Here is a 17,950-nt window from a genome sequence, read left to right on the forward strand (position 1 = left end):
GTTTTATATGGCTTTAATTTTAATAGCCGATGACTCGCCAACAGAAGTATATGTATTACAGAAAATGTTGGAAAAAAACGGTCACCAGGTGATCGTGGCAACAGATGGCGAGCAGGCAGTTGCAATGGCGCAATCCCAGTTACCTCAGCTAATACTGATGGATGTGGTAATGCCCGGTTTAAATGGTTTTCAGGCGACTCGCCGATTGACTAAAGACAGCGCTACGGCACATATTCCGATTGTGATCGTTTCATCCAAACACCAGGAAACTGATCGCATGTGGGGTATGCGACAAGGTGCACGTGGCTATCTTGGCAAACCCGTTGCAGAGGAAGATCTGATATTGCAAATCAATGAATTGGTAGAAGTGTCAGTATGACCACAATGGACAATCCAAAAGATATTATTGCTACTCTCAAGGATATCGAACGACGCAGCCAGCAACGTATTGCGGGCTTGTCCCAGCAAGATAATATGGAGGGCGCCTGGACAGCCATTGGCTTTCGGCTGGATAATCTTCACCTGCTTATCCCGCTTGGCCAATCCCGTGAAGTGTTTCCACTGCCGCATCAAATCACCCCAGTTCCCAAATCTCAACCCTGGGTTGCCGGCATAACCAGTCTGCGCGGTGATCTTCTACCGTTAATTGATTTGAATTTATTTTTGCACGGTACCAGCCCTCCTGCAGATAAGCGCACGCGCGTTATTGTTTTGAACCACCCTGAGTTTTTCACTGGTCTGATCGTTGATGAAGTCTTCGGTCTGAAGCATTTTCAACGTCAACCGGAACCGGCAGATGCAAGCCAGCACTTGCATCTGAAACCATATTTGCAGGGTCGACTTTATCAGCAAGATACCTACTGGCATGTTTTCAGCCTGCTTAAGCTTGCGGAAGACCCCAGATTTTTGAATGCAGCCGCTTAACGATTCTATTTCAGGACACGCCCTATGAATGCCACCAGTAAACTGTTTTTTTCATCGCTGCTCAGCGGCAGAAATCTGTTTTACCTTGTTTTAATAATTGTTTTCAGTGGCTTGACGCTCGCCGGTATCTGGTTACTGGTTTCCGGACAATATGTTCTGGTCTATCCCGATCCCCTGGTCACCGCTGCAGCCAGTGGTTTAAGCGTTATCCTAGCGGTGATATTTGCCTTGATGGTCGCTTATCAGCCGTTACGCAAAATCAAGCAATCCATGGATGAAATGGAACTACAGAATCGTCATAACCAGGACGCTATTCTGCGGTTGCTGGATGAAATGGGTGATCTGGCTGACGGTGATCTGACCGTTACAGCCACTGTGACCGAAGATATCACCGGCGCAATTGCTGACTCCGTCAACTACACCATTGATGCATTACGCAGCCTGGTCGCACAGATTAACTCAACGACATTGCAGGTAGCCTCTGCAGCTCAGGAAACCCAGGCGACCGCGTTACACTTAACCGACGCCAGTGAGCACCAGGCACAACAGATTTCTGAAGTCAGCTCGGCGATTACTCAAATGGCGGCCTCTATCGAACTGGTTTCAGAAAATGCCAGCCAGTCTTCTGAAGTTGCGAAGCAATCGGTAAGCCTCGCCGTACAAGGTAACGGGGCAGTAAAAAAAGCCATCCACGGAATGGATACCATCCGTGAACAAATCCAGGAAACCTCCAAACGCATGAAGCGTTTGGGTGAAAGCTCCCAACAAATCGGTGAAATCGTTGAATTGATCAATGACATCGCTGAACAAACCAATATTCTGTCTTTGAATGCTGCCATTCAGGCCGCTATGGCGGGTGAAGCCGGTCGAGGTTTTGCGGTGGTTGCTGACGAGGTTCAGCGACTGGCGGAACGTTCAGGCAGTGCTACCCGGCAGATTGATGCTTTGGTTCGCACCATTCAAAGTGATACCAGCGAAGCCATCAGTTCCATGGAGCAAAGTACCGCTGAAGTGGTTTCCGGAGCTCGCTTATCACAAGATGCCGGTGCTTCTCTGGAGCAGATTGAAACCGTATCTCAACAATTGGCAGAATTGATTAACAATATTTCCAGCAATGCAAAACAACAGGCAACAGCGGCGATTGGTACTTCAGAAAATATGAGTGTGATTCAGGAAATCACCATGCAGACTTCAACCGGAACCAATGAGAGCGCGGCAGCGATCGGCAGACTGCTTGAACTGACCAACGAACTGCGTAAGTCAGTCTCCGGTTTCAAATTACCCTGATGCAGGCTGAGCCAGCGGAGATTTGCATATGACCCAATCCAGAGGCAATTACCATGCCCTGACATGGCTTCAGGATGAATTGCAGAATTCACTCGCTGCGGCATTGCAATCTGTCCAGACATTTATCGAGGATCCTCAACAGTCTGAATCACTGAGCCGCTGTGTCGAACATTTGTATCAAGTCAACGGTACTCTGGAAATGCTTAATCTGGATGGCGCCCAGATGCTCGCTGCTGAAATGCAATCCGTTGCGGGTTATCTGCGTTCTTTCCCGGAAGATAAACAAAACCAGGCATTGGAAACCTTGACTCGCAGCATGATTTTGCTGCCGACGTATTTACAGAAATTAAATGAGAAATTCCCCGACAATGCTTTATGTCTGCTGGACGCAATAAATGAATTGAGAGTATTACGAGATAAACCGGTGATTGCTAAAACAGATGTATTTACGCCGGATCTCTCACAAAAACTACCCGACAGCATTATCCCTAACCCAGGGCAGTCCGCTCCACCACTGGAATTGGAAAGACACAAAATAGCCCACGTATTTCAACACTTGTTGTTGACCTGGATGCGTGAAAAAGATGACAAAAACCTGCGGAAAATGCGTGGGATTTTGCGTCATCTGCGGTTGCAGTGTCTGCAGGAAAAAACCACCTTATTCTGGTGGGTGGCAGAAGCCTTGCTTGAAGGCCTGGCCCACAGAGGTATTCGGGATGAAGATACTGCCAAACAGCTTATTGGCAAAATGGCCTCACCGATAAGACTGGTCTGTGAAGGTGATGAAAACTCCTTAGTGGCCGGATATCCGGAAACCTTATTAAAACAACTGTTACTACTGGTTGCCAGCTCAAGCAGCTATGGGCCACTGGTCACTGGCGTTAAACAAAGCTTTGACCTGACATTTTATGACCAGGCTTCACAGCTTATTGGCCACAGCGATTCTGCACTGGTAGAAGCGCAAAATGCTCTGCTCGAACAGCTCGAAGAATTAAAAGAACGTATCAGTCAGTTTGATGTTGCAGAAGATCAAGCCGACGAGGCGGTCAACGATATCAGCCTGCAATTGCTCAGCATGGCGGATACGCTGTCACTACTGCAGCATCAGGCGCAAAGTAATTGCTTACATAGTCAACACACTGCCCTGCAAAGATGTCTGGCAACGGATAAGTCCTACCATGCACAGTTAACCAGTCTGGCTGATGATTTGCTGCAAATTGAAGCAAGACTCAGACAAACCGATGCATCGGATGCAATTCATCGTCAGTTACAAAAAACCGTTTTAACGGAATGCCTTAATGAATTGGCCAGCATTAAAGAATTGCTGATCCAGCAATCAAATCATCAGGCTGAAGATACTGATGAAATGCAGGAAAACTTAACCAATAGTTTACGGATGCTGGCAGGCAGCCTGGATGTTCTGGATATCAATATCGCTGCAAACCTGTTTACTTCTCTTGCCAATAAATTTGCGGATGAAACGTCATTATTAACCGCCCCTCATGACCAACAGAACCTGGCAGAAATACTTGCTTCAGCAGAAATCTATCTGGACGATCTGCACCGGACCGGCCAGGCTGATGAGAATCTTCTGCAAACAGCCCTGCAAACATTACAAAATTACGGTCAAAGCTCTGGGCGAACCCACGCATTGGATCTGCCCGACATTAATTTTTCTGTTGATGCATCGAGAGAAAACGCATCAGCCGCTGAAAAGCAGAAACTAAGCTCGGTTGCTCTATATATCAAAGCACTCGAGGATAAAGCAACAGATACCGATGCCCCTCCACTCAGCATCACGGTAACGGAACAGGAATCTGTTGAACCCGAAGGCATCCCCCAGCCAGCAGATCAGGATCAGGCTGTGGAACTACCCGAGATTGATTTTTCTGCCGATGATTCTATTACCTTCAAGTCAGCTGCTGAAAAACCAAAATTGAGTTCTGTCGATCTATATATCAAGGCACTCGAAGACAGGGAAACAGATACTGATACCTTGCAGTTTGAAGATTACGATCCGCTTGCTGCAGACTCCAGCGAGCGCGTCACTGAAGCGGAAACATTGGCGTTGCAGGATGATCAGTCAACCGTCCTCAGCACTGGTCAGAAAGCCGATGAGCACCCGCAACCCGTTGAACTTGAAGAACGAACGCCTTCGACTGCTGAGCACTTTGAAAGCGGTGATAGTCCTGTAGCCGGAAACTGGCTATTCGAAGAACATATTAATCCTGAAATTGCCGAAGTTTTTGTTGAAGAAGCCGATGAGGTTTTAACTGACTTGCAGCAATTATTGCCAATATGGAGTGAAACACCAGAAACCGGTGACATCGCGACTATCCGTCGTCATTTTCATACCCTTAAAGGCAGCGGCCGGATGGCCGGTGCAACCACCATCGCTGATATGGCACAAGCAGTTGAACATATACTGAATCGAGTTTTGGACGATGAATTACCTGTTTCGGATGAAATCATGGCGCTCGCCATGGAGGCAGTTCCTGAAATTAAAAACTGCTTAACATTATTTACCCAGGCAGAGTCTGATTTTACCGAATCCGCACAAGCATTAACCATTCTGGCCCAACAACTTGCAGAACAGGAGAATGTGCTGGAAATTGCTGATGAAGATGACGAAGACAAGGCACTGCGGGATATTTTCTATCAGGAAGCAGAGCAGCATCTGCAAACCCTGTTTGCAGAAACCGCTATTCTGCAAACCGGTAAAGTCATCAACAAAACCATGCTCAGTGCAGCACACTCTCTGAAAGGCTGTGCCAATATTGCCAATGTAAAACCCGTCGCGATAATTGCCACTCAACTGGATCAGACTTTCCGTAACCTTTACCATCAGCAGCAAACCTTCACTGATGCGTCCATCAGTGAATTGAATGACATTATTGTTGAACTGGGTCAGTTACTGCAGTCCGTTAAAACGGGGACAGAAGAACCTGATATTCGTCTACTGGACCGCCGGATTTTCGAACTTTGTCCCAAAAAATCAGAACAATCCTACAGTGCACGACTCGATCCTGAACAACTTGTCAGTTTCCTGGAGGAAACGGACAGCCTGTTAAATGAATACGGTCAGCAGCTTGAAATATGGCAGCAATCAAATGATGAGGCTCCCTTAGTCCTTCGGCAGACGCTAAACACACTGGCAGAGAATGCGGAAAACAGCGCATTGCCTCAACTCGCAGCACTTTATCAACTGATGCAGCGCCTGATAATGCATCCACAGAGTCGCAGTGATAATTTAAGTGGACTGCTTGATGAAGCTTTAGAAATTGTAAATGATCAGATTGAAGCACTGATACAACACAAAGCACCAGCGGATTTCACAAATTTCCGTGAACAAATCCGTTCCACCCTGACGGCTTTGGACGATATCTCAACGGTCGATGTTGATCCTGAAATTCTGGAAGCTTTTACTGAAGAAGCGGCAGAATTGTTGATATCAACTGATCAGGCTATCAAACAATGGCAGACTGAACCGGAAAACCCAGCTGGCTCAATGCAGTTGCAGCGTGATTTACACACACTTAAGGGTGGCGCGAGGTTAACAGCCACCACGGCAATGGCTGATCTGACACATCAAACCGAGACGTTGGTACTTTCTGTTTCAGATCGTTCAGAACAACCTGAGGAAAGCTTTTTTAGTCTGTTGCAACGCTGTCAGGATCGCCTGACAGAAATGCAGGAACAACTGGCTAACAGAAGCCACATTCCAGCCGCGACCGATCTACTGCACGATATTCAGCAATACTCAGGTTATATTCCGGCAGATATCGACAATATCGACACGTTGCCGGAGCAAGCACCTTTCATTGATCTGCCCCGGTCGGAAGCAAGCAGTTTTGCCAGGGATTCATCCGATAACACCACTCCCAGCCCGCAAAGCTCTGAGAAAATCAGAGTCCGGGCTGACCTGCTGGATTATCTGAGTAACTTTGCCGGTGAGGTCAGTATTACCCGTGACCAGGTCACCCAGCAACATGGTGTGATGCATCAGCAGCTTGAGGAGATGGAGGAGACGGTAGCCCGTTTGCATGAACAGCTTCGCAAACTGGAAATAGAAACCGAAACACAGATCCTGTTCCGTTATGAAGACACGGTCCATGATGCGAACGAAGAATTCGATCCACTGGAACTGGATCGTTTTTCCACCATCCAGCAACTCTCGCGCAGTCTGACCGAAACGGTTAACGATTTGAATAATATCAGCCGTTCGATGGGTAACCTGATGCGTGAGACCGATATTCTGCTGCTACAGCAATCCCGGTTGAATACAGACTTACAACAAGGCCTGATGCACACCCGTCTGCTGCCATTTAATTCAATAGTGCCGCGACTGGAAAGAATTGTCCGGCAAACCAATAGTGAGCTGAATAAACAATCCAGATTAACTGTCAGTGGCGCGGATTTGGAACTGGATCGAACTATCCTGGATAGGCTGGTGGCTCCGATTGAACATATTCTGCGTAATGCCATTGCGCATGGTTTGGAAACAGCAGATGAACGTTCGCAACAAGGTAAAGATCCAAGTGGCCAACTTCAAATCAGTATGCAACGTGAAGGATCAGAGGTCTTGATCACCATTGCTGATGACGGTCAGGGACTGAACATCGAAAAAATCAAACAACGAGCGATCTCGCAGAACTTAATCGATCCCTCCAACATCCCCAATGAGCAGGCACTGATTCAGTTGATTCTGACCTCAGGGTTCAGTACTGCCGACAAGATATCTCAACTCGCTGGCCGGGGAGTTGGTATGGACGTTGTCAGCAATGAAATCCGTGCTCTCAAAGGTCGTCTGTCAATCAGCTCTCAACCAGGTAAGGGAACTCAGTTTAACCTGCGTCTCCCACTGACACTGTCAGTGATGCAGGCGTTATTGATCTCGGTAAATCAGCAGCAGTTTGCTGTACCGCTTTCGGCGGTCAATGCCGGTGGGCGGATCAGTCTTCAGCAGATTGGTGAATTGATGGCCCAGGAAAAACCGACATATACATTTCATGGCGAACACTATGATTTTGTTCCACTGAGTAACCTGCTCGGCCAACCACTTAATCTGCTGGAGAATCTACGTCAGCAAATGCCATTGCTACTGTTCCGCAGTGGCGATATCAAAATTGCGTTGGCTGTTGACAGTATTGATAGCAACCGGGAAATTGTTATCAAATCTGTGGGAACTCAGCTTGCTCAGATCAGCGCCATTAACGGTGCAACCATTCTCGGTGATGGGCGGGTGATCTTTATCCTGGATATCCCGACCTTAATTGAAAGCTATCAAAAGCCCAGTGGTACGATAAACCTGCAGCAAGCTAGTGAGAGCTTCCAGCAAATCGAAGTTAACCGTAAACCACTGGCAATGATCGTGGATGATTCGATTACAATGCGTAAAGTGACCGGCAGTCTGTTAACACGCTTGGGTTTTGATGTGATGACCGCAAAAGATGGTGTGGATGCACTGGCGCAACTTTACGAACAAACCCCGGATATCGTGCTACTGGATGTCGAAATGCCGCGTATGGACGGATTTGAATTCGCATCCATTATCCGGAATGACACGCAGTTTAAACATTTACCTATCGTGATGATTACCTCCCGAACCGGAGACAAACACCGCCAGCGGGCATTAAGCATCGGTGTAAATGCCTACCTTGGTAAACCCTATCAGGATGATGAGTTGATTATTTCACTGAAACAACAACTTGCTTATCGATATCCGAACGAAAAGCGTTGAGAATAACTCACTAAAGGCGATTATGAGCAAAGAATCTGATTTCATTCATTGCATGTTGATACCGCTCAGACAGCATTATTTATTGCTGCCGAACCCAACGATTGCTGAAGTCATTCCATTACCTCATCTTACAGAGAGCGATATTGACTCAGCCTGGTATATCGGCCAGTTCTTCTGGCGTGAATTACCATTACAGGTGATAGACTTGGAAACGCTGATCGGCAGTGGTCAACAAAGCAAGCGACAAATCAACAAACTTTGTGTGATCAATGGCATCAATAATGATGCAAAAATAAAAAACTATGCGGTTGCCTGCTGTGGTGCTCCGCAGCTTATCACTATCAATGAAACCGCCCTGCAACCCACTCATGACATTGTTGACTCCGACTGGTTGCACTGCCAGATAAAGATTGGCTCCAATGTGGCGTTTATCCCAAAATTAGACAATATTGAAACTCACCTGCAAAACAGTTTGTCCGGTAGTACATCCTCTGACAATTTGCTTTAAGATACCGGCATGAAAACTCACATTCGACTAGCAATGCTGCTGATGCTTGCAGCTTTTTTACCCGTTCAGGCCTTTGCTGAAACGGATCTCAATCAACAGCGAAAGCTATATCAGCAAGCCAAAAAAGCGTTACAGACGCATCAACTGACTCAGTTCCGCCAACTGCAGGATCAGCTGGAAGACTATCCATTGCAGGAATATCTGGATTATTTATATCTGCAACACCGGCTAAACGATGCCGAAACGGCAAATATCAGGGAGTTTCTGCAAACCCGCGAAGAAAGTTTTTTCAAGGCACGTCTGCGCAGCGCCTGGCTGGATAAACTGGCGAGTAAACAACAGTGGCAACAGTATCTGGAGTTTTATCAGGCACCGCAATCCGCTACACGTGAATGCCACTATGCCCGAGCTTTGATCGCCAACAACCAGCCACAAGCCGCGGCCGAAGCATTTGAAAAACTCTGGTTAGTCGCAGCTTCACAAGACAAGGCCTGTGATCCTGTTTTTCATCACGCTGAACAGCGGGGCTGGCTGACCGATGAGTTACGCTGGCAACGGCTGCTGCTGGCATTACGTAACCAGCAGTTTCCTCTGGCCAACTATCTTGCCAAAACCGTAAAACAGAGCGGAACCGCTCAGGCATGGGCAAAACGCTGGGAAGATATACATAAAAATCCTGTTAGCTTGCTGTCACAATTACCCGCATCAGCGCCCGCTCAGGGAGTTTCCCTGGCACAGGATGTTCCAATGGCTCGGGAAATCCTGGTTTATGGCTTAAAACGCTTAGCCAGACAAGATCCTGCAAAGGCGTATTCTCATTGGAAACGCCTGGAAAACCGTTATCAGTTTTCCACGGATGAACGCCACGATGTTCAGGGTAGCATTGGTCTTTGGGCCGCTTTGGATCGTGACGATAAAGCACTCTACTATTACGGCGACACGCCAAATCACCCATGGCGTGTACGTGCCGCCTTATGGCAACAAAACTGGCCTGAGGTACAAAAAGCCATTGCCAGTCTGGATGAAAACACACGACAGGAAACACGTTGGCAATATTGGCTTGCCAGAAGTCTTGCCGAGTTGGGCCAACGTACTGAAGCCGAGGCTATATGGCGTACATTGGTGGACGAACGCGATTATTATGCATTTCTGGCCGCCGATAAAGTGGATGCAGAATATACGATGAACCATCACCCCATTGTCGCTGAACCACTGGAAACTAATGCCATCGTCAACTCTGCCCCTGTAAAGCGCATGCGTGAATTTTATCTGCAGGACGAACTACTTGATGCCCGGCGTGAAGCCTATTTTCTTCAGCAAACCTTGACTCCACGTGAGCTTCAGATCGTGGCAAACGAAACCCACAAATGGGGTTGGCATAATCAAACAATTGCCTTACTGGGTACTGCACGTTACTGGGATGCATTGGATTTACGTTTCCCGGTGTTGTATGACACAGAAATGCGACAAGCCAGTGCGAATGTTGGAGTGGATGCCTCCTGGTTGCTGGCCATAGCCCGGCAGGAAAGTGCTTTTAACCCACAAGCACGCTCTCATGCTGGTGCGATGGGTCTGATGCAAGTGATGCCCGCTACCGGTAAACAGGTAGGGCGTTGGCTTAACAAGCCCTTACAGCATGACTCTGAACTCTATTACCCACCACGTAATATCGAGATGGGAAGTTTTTACATCCGTCGTATGCAGGATCAGTTTCAAAGCAATCCCGTGCTGGCAACTGCTGCGTATAATGCCGGTCCACATCGTGTTTCACGCTGGTTACCTGAACAAACCATGCCAGCTGATATCTGGGTAGAAAATATTCCGTTCACCGAAACTCGCCGATATGTTCGTTCCGTTTTCAGTTTTGCCGCGACCTACGACTATCAGCGAAAACAACCCATCAAACGAATGTTGGAACGGATGCCTGCGGTACAACCCAAAAACCCTTAACATAGCGATATGGAATTATTTAAAGTCGGTGGCTGTGTTCGGGATCGCTTACTGGGACTCCCGGTTAAAGACCGTGATTGGGTGGTGGTTGGCAGCAATGTTAATGAAATGCTGGCCCAGGGATTTCGGCCGGTGGGTAAAGACTTCCCTGTATTCCTGCATCCACAGACACATGAAGAATATGCGCTTGCCCGTACTGAACGCAAAACGGCGCCTGGCTATCATGGCTTCGAAATTCATGCATCACCGGAAGTGACCTTAGAAGAAGATTTGGCCCGGCGGGATCTGACCATCAATGCGATAGCTGAAGATGCTGAGGGTAATGTCATTGATCCTTTCAACGGACAAGTCGATCTGCAAAATAAAATCCTCCGCCACACTTCTCCTGCTTTTGTTGAAGACCCGGTACGCGTTTTGCGACTTGCCCGTTTTTCTGCACGCTTTGGTTTTCAAGTTGCTGACGAGACCAGGCAATTAATTTCGCAAATGATTGCTAACGGTGAGCTGGAACATCTGGTTGCTGAGCGCGTCTGGCAAGAGCTGGAAAAAGCACTGCAAAGTAAACAACCCTCGCTGTTTTTCTACTGTTTACGTGAGGTGGGTGCCTTACATATTCTGTTTCCGGAAATTGATCGGCTGTTTGGCATACCGCAAATTCCTAAATGGCACCCCGAAATTGATACCGGTGTGCATGTCATGCTGGTATTGGATCAGGCAGCCCGACTCAGCGATGATCTTGCTGTACGCTTTGCTGCTTTATGTCATGACTTAGGCAAGGGCACTACGCCTGCCGATATTCTGCCCAGTCATAAAGGCCATGAAAAACACAGTATTGCATTAACCCGTAACCTGTGTGAACGGTTACGTGTGCCACGCGAAATCAGCAGTCTGGCGATAAAAGTGGCAGAGTTTCATACTCACTGTCATTTATTATTCGAATTATCGGCTGCTGACGTTTTAGCCGTATTTGAAGGCCTCGATGCCTTTCGTAAACCACAGCGGTTTTCACAATACTTGCTGGCTGGCGAAGCTGATTTTCGCGGTCGACCAGGCTACGAAAACGCCGATATGCCGGAAAAAATCGCATTTCAGGCCTGTTTTGATGCTGCTTTACAGATTAATGCTGCACCGTTTGTCAGTGAAGGTCTGAAAGGACCGGCCATCGCCGCCGCCATTGCAAGGCAGCGTTGCAAGGTTATTGATCAAGTGCTGAAACCATTTCGCAAAAAACACTGACTGGACAACTGCCTGAACATTACAGGCACCAAGTGCATGACGTATACTATTGTCTTTTTTTATCAGACAGGATTTCTTCCATGAGCAGTCAAATCTCCGCCAACTGGACCAGTGTTAATGCCGCCTGTCAGCCTCTGGTTGATCAATTAATCAATAACGCTCAAGCCCTTCAACTGGAAATCAGTTATCTATCCAATGGCACTCGCGTAGTTGATGCCGGCATCAAAGCCTCTGGCGGTCTTGAAGCCGGACGTTTGATTGGTGAAATCTGTATGGGGGGATTAGGTACCGCAACCCTGGGCAGCAACAGTGGTTTTGCTGAATGGCCGTGGTCAGTGAATGTACATGCCAAAACACCTGTTTTAAGCTGTCTTGGCAGTCAATACGCGGGATGGAGCCTGTCTCACAAAAGTGAAGATGTAAAATTTTATGCTTTGGGTTCAGGCCCGGGCCGCGCCCTCGCAGCTCGTGAAGAGTTATTCAAGGAATTCGGCTATCAGGATAAAGCCGATTCCACCGTGATTGTACTGGAAGTCGATAGCATGCCTCCGGTTGAAATTGCCGAAAAAATCGCTGATAACTGTGCCATTAAACCAGAAAACCTGACCTTGATTCTGACACCAACCACCAGTCTGGCAGGAGTAATGCAAATTGCCATTCGGGTACTTGAAGTCGCTATGCATAAAGCGCATACCCTGCACTTCCCGATGGACAAAATTGTTGACGGCTTTGGGACAACCCCCGTTGCACCTCCGGGTGGTGATTTTATGACCGGCATGGGCCGTACCAATGATGCGATTCTTTATGGTGGTACCGTACATCTGTTTGTTGACAGCAGTAATGATGAAGCACGTGAACTGGCAGAAAAAATGCCAAGTAATACATCGTCAGATTACGGTCGGCCATTTGGTCAGATTTTCAAATCGTATGAATACGACTTTTTCAAAATTGATCCGATGCTGTTCAGTCCGGCTAAAGTGATTATTACCAGTACTCAAACCGGTAAAAGTTTCACTGCTGGTGAGTTGAATGCCGATTTATTAAAACAATCTTTCGGGTTTTAATGATTGAACATGCCTCAAGCCCGCGTTGCTATTTTTAATGATACCCATGGGTGGCACAGTACCCAGCTGACTGATGCCTTATCGGCATTCGGTATGGAGGCAGTGTGTATCGATCTGGCTGATTGCCGGATCGATACCCGTAGCCCGACAGGATTGGTGATTCCGCAGTTTGAAAATACCTTACCTGATGCCGTCCTGGTGAGGGGGATTGCGCCTGGCAGTCTGGAACAAATCACCCTTCGTATGGATGTGTTACATACTCTGGCCGAATTGGGTGTGCCGGTACTTAACCCGGCTCACGCAATTGAATTGACGGTCGATAAAGCCAGAACGTCATTGAAACTTCATCTGGCCAATATTCCTTCACCGCACACCTGGGCCTGTGAAAACAAACAACACGCGTTGCAAATTGCAGCTGAAGAGCTTGCTAAAGGCCATAGCCTGGTCGTCAAACCATTATTTGGCTGCCAGGGAAAAGGGATTCAGCGCATTGAACAACTATCGCAACTCGAGCAACTCTCTGTCGTAGGAGATGCATATTATCTGCAACATTATATTCCACCAGTACAAGCCGATTGCTGGCAGGACTGGCGACTGATGGTCGTTCAGGGCGAAGTGATCGCGGCCATGACCCGTCGCTCGAATCATTGGATCACCAACTTTGCTCAAGGTGCCAACTGTTTTGCCAGCACAGTGACACATGAGATGGCACAGCTCGCCATCCAGGCAACGGCGGTTGTAGAAGCCCCATATGCCGGAGTCGATCTGATTCAGGATCAACAAGGTCGTTTCAGTGTATTGGAAGTGAACAGCGTACCGGCCTGGAAAGGCTTATATCAGGCTACTGGAATTGATATTGCTGGTCGGCTGGCATTGATGGTGAACACTATTCTCCGACAAAATCAAAAGTTGCCGCTTCCTGAACATGCTAGCTGAAAAACAGATTGTCGAATGTGTCCGCTGGGCCTGTGAGCAGGAAGTCAATGCACCCAAACCAGGTAACGTGAATACCTGGAGTGATGGTCATAACATGGAGGTACAGGATTTTTTACTAAGCGCTTCCGCTATCGCTCCGATTATGGCCCAACCGAATCTACCGGTTGGCAAACGGATTCTGCAGGCCATTGAAGCCACGCGTAAAGTGGTTAACTGTAACACCAATCTCGGCATAGTCCTGTTGTTTGCACCGCTCTGTGACGCGATTCAACGCTGTACCACTTTTGATCAGTTATCCTTTGAACTTGAAGCCACATTAAATGCATTGACCCTGGAAGATGCCCGGTTCTGTTATGAAGCCATTCGGCTGGCTGAAGCAGGCGGTTTGGGAAAACAGGAGCAGGAAGACATCAATCAGCAGCCAAAAGTAACTCTGCGGGAAGCCATGGCATTAGCGCAACATCGGGATACTATTGCTTTGCAATATGTAAATAACTACCAGCAAATATGGGATATTGGCTATAAAGAATTGACAGAAGCGCTGAAATGTGGGGAAAAGGTTGAATGGGCCACCACAATCGCGTATCTTTACTTACTAGCACGTGTGCCGGACACTTTAATTATACGAAAGCAATCCCGGCATCTCGCCCAGACAGTGGCACAAAAGGCACAGTTATTTATTTTAAAAATGAATAAAAATAGACCCTTAAGCAAATCAACAACTGAGTTGACCGTCTGGGATAAAGAACTAAAGAGTCACGCCATCAATCCCGGAACCTCCGCAGATATGACCGCAGCAGCTTTGCTGCTATTTGCGTTTGAGCAGGCGTTTGATTCAAACCGAATTTCAGTAGCACGATGCTTATAGCGGGCGCCACTGAGCAGGTGATACGTTCCTTTATTACGTATAAACCTCAATCTCACAAAAACGATTGAGGAAAAAATGAGCCTTTTTGACAATTTTTTTGGAACAGGAAAATATAACATGCCAGTTATCGATCGCGTACTTGTAGGTGAATCCTTAGTCATTGAAGATGGTGACTTAGACAACGTTGCTCACATTGACTTATTAATGGGCCCACGTGGTTCAGCAGCAGAAGATGCTTTCTGCCGCACTCTGACCGACCAGAAACAAGGTGTTAATGGCCTGTTGGCTGTTGTTGCACCTAACCTGATGGTCAAACCAGCTACCGTTATGTTCAACAAAGTAACCATCAAAAACATGAAACAAGCTGTGCAAATGTTTGGCCCTGCACAACGTGGTGTTTCTGTTGCCGTTGCTGAATGTGTTGAAGATGGCACTATCCCTGCCAGTGAAGCTGATGATTGCTTCATTTGTGTTGGTGTATTTATTTCACCCACTGCTGACAGCGATGAAAAAATCCAGGACTGGAACTACCGTGCGACTAAAGAAGCTATCAAACGTGCAGTCGCTCGTGAGCCAAAAGCGGCTGACGTTGTTGCACAATATAAAGCTTCAGAACACCCATTTGGTGCTAAGTAAGTTTTAGACTGATGCAGATGCCACCCTTCGGGGTGGCATTTTCAGTTCATTATCTGGCGTATAGCATTTACGCTGAGTTTTCCTTTGTGTAACGCACTGGCAACCAACGCGCCATTTGTACCGATTCCCGCTAAATCCAGTAAATCTTCTTCTCCCCGCACCCCACCCGCAGCCATCAACTTTGCTTCTGGCTTAAGTTCGTTTATTTTTTTCAATAATTGCTTATCCGGTCCGGCTTCACTCCCCACACTGTCCAAACTCATAACAATGATTGTGTCAGGCCATAAATCGCTGTGCTCGAGTAAATCATAATGGCCTAATAAACTCCCCTTTCGAAAATCCAACGACAAGATAAATTCTGTTTTCTGCAGCTCCCCAAGCAAATCTTCATCCTCAAGACTTTCGCTCCCCAAAACCGGTTTGATGTTGGGCAGTTCATGCCAAATCAGCCAGTCATCCAGATTGCGGATTCCCGCATCCAGCCAGATGGTCAGTTGAGGAAAAAGTGTGTGTAATTGCAGATAAAACGCTTTATCAATGCTGCCATTTTCAATGGCATCCAGATCAGCTATATAGATAACCGGAAATGAAAACCATGTTAAAAGCTGTTTTATCACCGCATGTGGATACACACTGGACGTGAGTTGTGACTTTATTGGGAGGTATTGTTCTCGCTGACCACCACGGGCATGCACAACCTTGCCCCCCATCAGATCAATGACCGGTATAATCAACACTTCTTTAATAAACCTCAGAAAAATGAACTTAGTCGTCTACGAGCATATCACCAGTGGCGCTTTGTGTGACGAGCCGTTGCCATCATCGCTCGCACATGAGGGTGAAATGATGCTTTCAGCCATTTTGCAGGATCTGCTTGAGCTGAGCCAGATTCAAATCACGATTCTCCGGGATGCCAGACTAACGCCGCCTGCATGGATGATATCCTCCTCCAGAATCACTATAAACACATGTGCTAATCCACAGGAATTTAAACAACAATGGTGGGATTGTCTGGAAAATCACGCATTTTTTCTGCTGATTGCCCCCGAAACAGACAATGTTCTCTGCTCCTTGCAACAGCAGGTTCTCGCTGCCGGTAAAACCTACGTCGGCTGCTCAGCAGAGGCAACCCGGCTCTGTAGTGATAAATTACTTTGTTATCAGCAACTGCAAAAAGCAGAGATTGCCACACCTACCACCTTTTCTGCCAAAAATGCATTACTGGATACCTGTCTGATAAACCAATCCTATGTTGTGAAACCGCTGGATGGAGCAGGTTGTCTGGATACATTCATTTTTGATTCTGTTGAGCACACAAGAGCGTATTTACTCGCTTTACCTTTAGGCCAACGTGACAGACTCATTGTTCAGCCCTATATTGATGGGGCAACATTAAGCATCAGTCTCTATCTTGATAATGCTCAAATCCAGCTACTGTCAATTAATCAACAATTAATCGAACAACATGCCACTCAATTTGTCTTTGAAGGGTGTTTGATAAACAGTGTTGCCACACAAGCATTTTCTGAACAGCAGGCAATGCAGCTTGCCAGCCAGATCGAGCAGGCTATAAGTGGATTATCAGGCTTTGTGGGCATCGACTTTATTTTAAGCAAGCAAGGTCCGGTCGTGGTAGATATCAATCCACGACTGACAACGGCCTATGTCGGTCTGTCGACGGCCAGCAAATACAATTCCGGACTGCCTTTATGGCAGCATTTACAACGTTTGAATCAACAAGAAGCGCACTATGCATAGACAGGAAAAAGGTTGTTTCAGTGGTTGGGATATTGGTGGGGCACACTTAAAAGTGGTTCGCTGTGACAATGATGGACAGTTGTTACAGGCCATCGAATTACCCTGCCCGCTCTGGCATGGAAAAAATGCTTTGCGTAAAGCCATCCGGCTGGCTCTGGATACACTGAATAATGAACTGGATCAGCAACTGATCACTATGACTGGAGAACTCGCGGATTGTTTTACTGACCGGGCTGCCGGCGTATCGGAAATTCTGGCTTGTGTAGCAGAATACTTTCCAGCCGATCGGGTCTCGGTATTCAGTAAAAATGGCTGGTTAAGTCAGGAAGAAGCCCGGATTAACTGGGATGCGGTAGCTTCGATGAACTGGCTCGCCAGTGCTCAATTAGCCGCAGCCCATTATCCGACAGCCTTACTGATTGATTGCGGCAGTACCACCACGGATATTATGACGCTGGTTCAATCACTGCCCGAGCTGACGGCCTATGATGATCAAGGTCGGTTAAACAGTGGTGAACTGCTGTATACGGGGGTCATTCGGACACCTTTAATGGCTGTCAGTCGGAGGTTGCCTTTTCGCGGACAATGGCAAACCATGGCCGCTGAGTTATTTGCTACAACCGGCGATTGCTGGCGTATTCTGGATGAAATAAGCGCAGCACAAATTAATGATAAAAGCGCTGACGGCAATGATTGGTCAATCGAAAATTGCCAACGAAGACTGGCCAGAATGCTGGGGACCGATGCCAATCTATATTCTGCAGCAGACTGGAAGAATGTCGCACACTGGTTCACTGAACAACAGGTTCAGCAGATTCACAATGCCTGTTTGCAGGTATTGTCCGCACATCCGGATGTTGATTGGCAAGCACCGGTTATTGGTGCTGGAACTGGACGATTTGTCACCCAACTGATCGCCAGTCGGCTACAACGCCCATATGTCGATTTTGATAATCTGCTTGGCACGCACGAAACAGCTGCGGCTTATGCGCCTGCAAGTGCGCTTGCGCTTCTAGCACAGAGGCAGTTCACGTAAAATATCG

14 protein-coding genes are annotated in these 17,950 nt (G+C 47.4%); 13 read left to right on the forward strand and 1 reads right to left on the reverse strand.

Features of this window, described 5'->3' with window-relative positions:
• Positions 1-7: 7 nt before the first annotated feature.
• The 11 genes from pilH to fae all read left to right on the forward strand — a co-directional run bounded on the left by pilH (position 8) and on the right by fae (position 15,149).
• Entirely contained in the window at positions 8-379 is a 372-nt protein-coding gene (gene pilH / locus B2337_RS05955; protein WP_292361221.1) for a twitching motility response regulator PilH, read from the forward strand.
• Positions 376-924 carry a chemotaxis protein CheW gene (locus B2337_RS05960; protein WP_292361222.1) on the forward strand — a complete coding sequence of 183 codons (549 nt, stop codon included), beginning with the start codon at positions 376-378 and terminating at the stop codon, positions 922-924. The genes pilH and B2337_RS05960 overlap by 4 nt, the downstream gene beginning before the upstream one ends.
• A 24-nt stretch (positions 925-948) precedes the next feature.
• Positions 949-2,211 carry a methyl-accepting chemotaxis protein gene (locus B2337_RS05965; RefSeq protein WP_292361223.1) on the forward strand — a complete coding sequence of 421 codons (1,263 nt, stop codon included), beginning with the start codon at positions 949-951 and terminating at the stop codon, positions 2,209-2,211.
• A 28-nt stretch (positions 2,212-2,239) separates the two neighbouring features.
• Positions 2,240-7,951: an Hpt domain-containing protein gene (locus tag B2337_RS05970; RefSeq protein WP_292414713.1), complete on the forward strand. Its 5,712-nt coding sequence runs from the start codon at positions 2,240-2,242 to the stop codon at positions 7,949-7,951.
• 22 nt (positions 7,952-7,973) lie between these two features.
• Entirely contained in the window at positions 7,974-8,459 is a 486-nt protein-coding gene (locus tag B2337_RS05975) for a chemotaxis protein CheW (RefSeq protein WP_292414712.1), read from the forward strand.
• A gap of 9 nt (positions 8,460-8,468) precedes the next feature.
• The gene (locus tag B2337_RS05980) at positions 8,469-10,409 is read left to right on the forward strand and encodes a transglycosylase SLT domain-containing protein (RefSeq protein ID WP_292414711.1); all 1,941 of its coding nucleotides are present in this window, start codon (positions 8,469-8,471) and stop codon (positions 10,407-10,409) included.
• Positions 10,410-10,418: 9 nt separating this feature from the next.
• Positions 10,419-11,645 carry a multifunctional CCA addition/repair protein gene (locus B2337_RS05985; protein ID WP_292414710.1) on the forward strand — a complete coding sequence of 409 codons (1,227 nt, stop codon included), beginning with the start codon at positions 10,419-10,421 and terminating at the stop codon, positions 11,643-11,645.
• 80 nt (positions 11,646-11,725) lie between these two features.
• Complete coding sequence (gene mch, locus B2337_RS05990; protein ID WP_292361228.1) at positions 11,726-12,709, forward strand: methenyltetrahydromethanopterin cyclohydrolase; 984 nt, start codon at positions 11,726-11,728, stop codon at positions 12,707-12,709.
• Positions 12,710-12,718: 9 nt separating this feature from the next.
• The gene (locus tag B2337_RS05995) at positions 12,719-13,645 is read left to right on the forward strand and encodes an ATP-grasp domain-containing protein (RefSeq protein WP_292414709.1); all 927 of its coding nucleotides are present in this window, start codon (positions 12,719-12,721) and stop codon (positions 13,643-13,645) included.
• A complete protein-coding gene (locus B2337_RS06000; RefSeq protein WP_292414708.1) occupies positions 13,635-14,513 on the forward strand; it encodes a triphosphoribosyl-dephospho-CoA synthase in 879 nt (292 codons plus the stop codon). Before B2337_RS05995 ends, B2337_RS06000 begins: the two co-directional genes overlap by 11 nt.
• Before the next feature lie 117 nt (positions 14,514-14,630).
• Entirely contained in the window at positions 14,631-15,149 is a 519-nt protein-coding gene (fae, locus tag B2337_RS06005; protein ID WP_226072570.1) for a formaldehyde-activating enzyme, read from the forward strand.
• 41 nt (positions 15,150-15,190) lie between these two features.
• On the opposite strand, the gene B2337_RS06010 is transcribed toward fae, so the two are convergent.
• Positions 15,191-15,886, reverse strand: coding sequence for a HisA/HisF-related TIM barrel protein (locus tag B2337_RS06010; RefSeq protein WP_292361231.1), 696 nt, complete (start codon positions 15,884-15,886; stop codon positions 15,191-15,193).
• 22 nt (positions 15,887-15,908) lie between these two features.
• Between B2337_RS06010 and B2337_RS06015 the strand changes: the two genes are divergently transcribed.
• Both B2337_RS06015 and B2337_RS06020 read left to right on the forward strand, forming a co-directional pair.
• Complete coding sequence (locus tag B2337_RS06015; RefSeq protein WP_292414707.1) at positions 15,909-16,907, forward strand: ATP-grasp domain-containing protein; 999 nt, start codon at positions 15,909-15,911, stop codon at positions 16,905-16,907.
• Positions 16,900-17,943: a hydantoinase/oxoprolinase family protein gene (locus B2337_RS06020; protein ID WP_292414706.1), complete on the forward strand. Its 1,044-nt coding sequence runs from the start codon at positions 16,900-16,902 to the stop codon at positions 17,941-17,943. Before B2337_RS06015 ends, B2337_RS06020 begins: the two co-directional genes overlap by 8 nt.
• The last annotated feature ends 7 nt before the right edge of the window (positions 17,944-17,950 follow it).

Origin of the sequence: Methylophaga sp. UBA3192 (assembly GCA_002363955.1) — a bacterium.
In the GTDB taxonomy this organism is placed as follows: Bacteria; Pseudomonadota; Gammaproteobacteria; order Nitrosococcales; family Methylophagaceae; genus Methylophaga.

Excerpts from the sequence above, each read along its gene's own strand:
- B2337_RS05960 (WP_292361222.1), top strand. The coding sequence starts at position 376 with ATGACCACAATGGACAATCCAAAAGATATTATTGCTACTCTCAAGGAT.
- B2337_RS05980 (WP_292414711.1), top strand. The coding sequence starts at position 8,469 with ATGAAAACTCACATTCGACTAGCAATGCTGCTGATGCTTGCAGCTTTT.
- B2337_RS05995 (WP_292414709.1), top strand. The coding sequence starts at position 12,719 with ATGCCTCAAGCCCGCGTTGCTATTTTTAATGATACCCATGGGTGGCAC.
- B2337_RS06000 (WP_292414708.1), top strand. The coding sequence starts at position 13,635 with ATGCTAGCTGAAAAACAGATTGTCGAATGTGTCCGCTGGGCCTGTGAG.
- B2337_RS05985 (WP_292414710.1), top strand. The coding sequence starts at position 10,419 with ATGGAATTATTTAAAGTCGGTGGCTGTGTTCGGGATCGCTTACTGGGA.
- B2337_RS05970 (WP_292414713.1), top strand. The coding sequence starts at position 2,240 with ATGACCCAATCCAGAGGCAATTACCATGCCCTGACATGGCTTCAGGAT.
- B2337_RS06020 (WP_292414706.1), top strand. The coding sequence starts at position 16,900 with ATGCATAGACAGGAAAAAGGTTGTTTCAGTGGTTGGGATATTGGTGGG.
- B2337_RS05975 (WP_292414712.1), top strand. The coding sequence starts at position 7,974 with ATGAGCAAAGAATCTGATTTCATTCATTGCATGTTGATACCGCTCAGA.
- mch (WP_292361228.1), top strand. The coding sequence starts at position 11,726 with ATGAGCAGTCAAATCTCCGCCAACTGGACCAGTGTTAATGCCGCCTGT.
- pilH (WP_292361221.1), top strand. The coding sequence starts at position 8 with ATGGCTTTAATTTTAATAGCCGATGACTCGCCAACAGAAGTATATGTA.
- fae (WP_226072570.1), top strand. The coding sequence starts at position 14,631 with ATGCCAGTTATCGATCGCGTACTTGTAGGTGAATCCTTAGTCATTGAA.
- B2337_RS05965 (WP_292361223.1), top strand. The coding sequence starts at position 949 with ATGAATGCCACCAGTAAACTGTTTTTTTCATCGCTGCTCAGCGGCAGA.
- B2337_RS06015 (WP_292414707.1), top strand. The coding sequence starts at position 15,909 with ATGAACTTAGTCGTCTACGAGCATATCACCAGTGGCGCTTTGTGTGAC.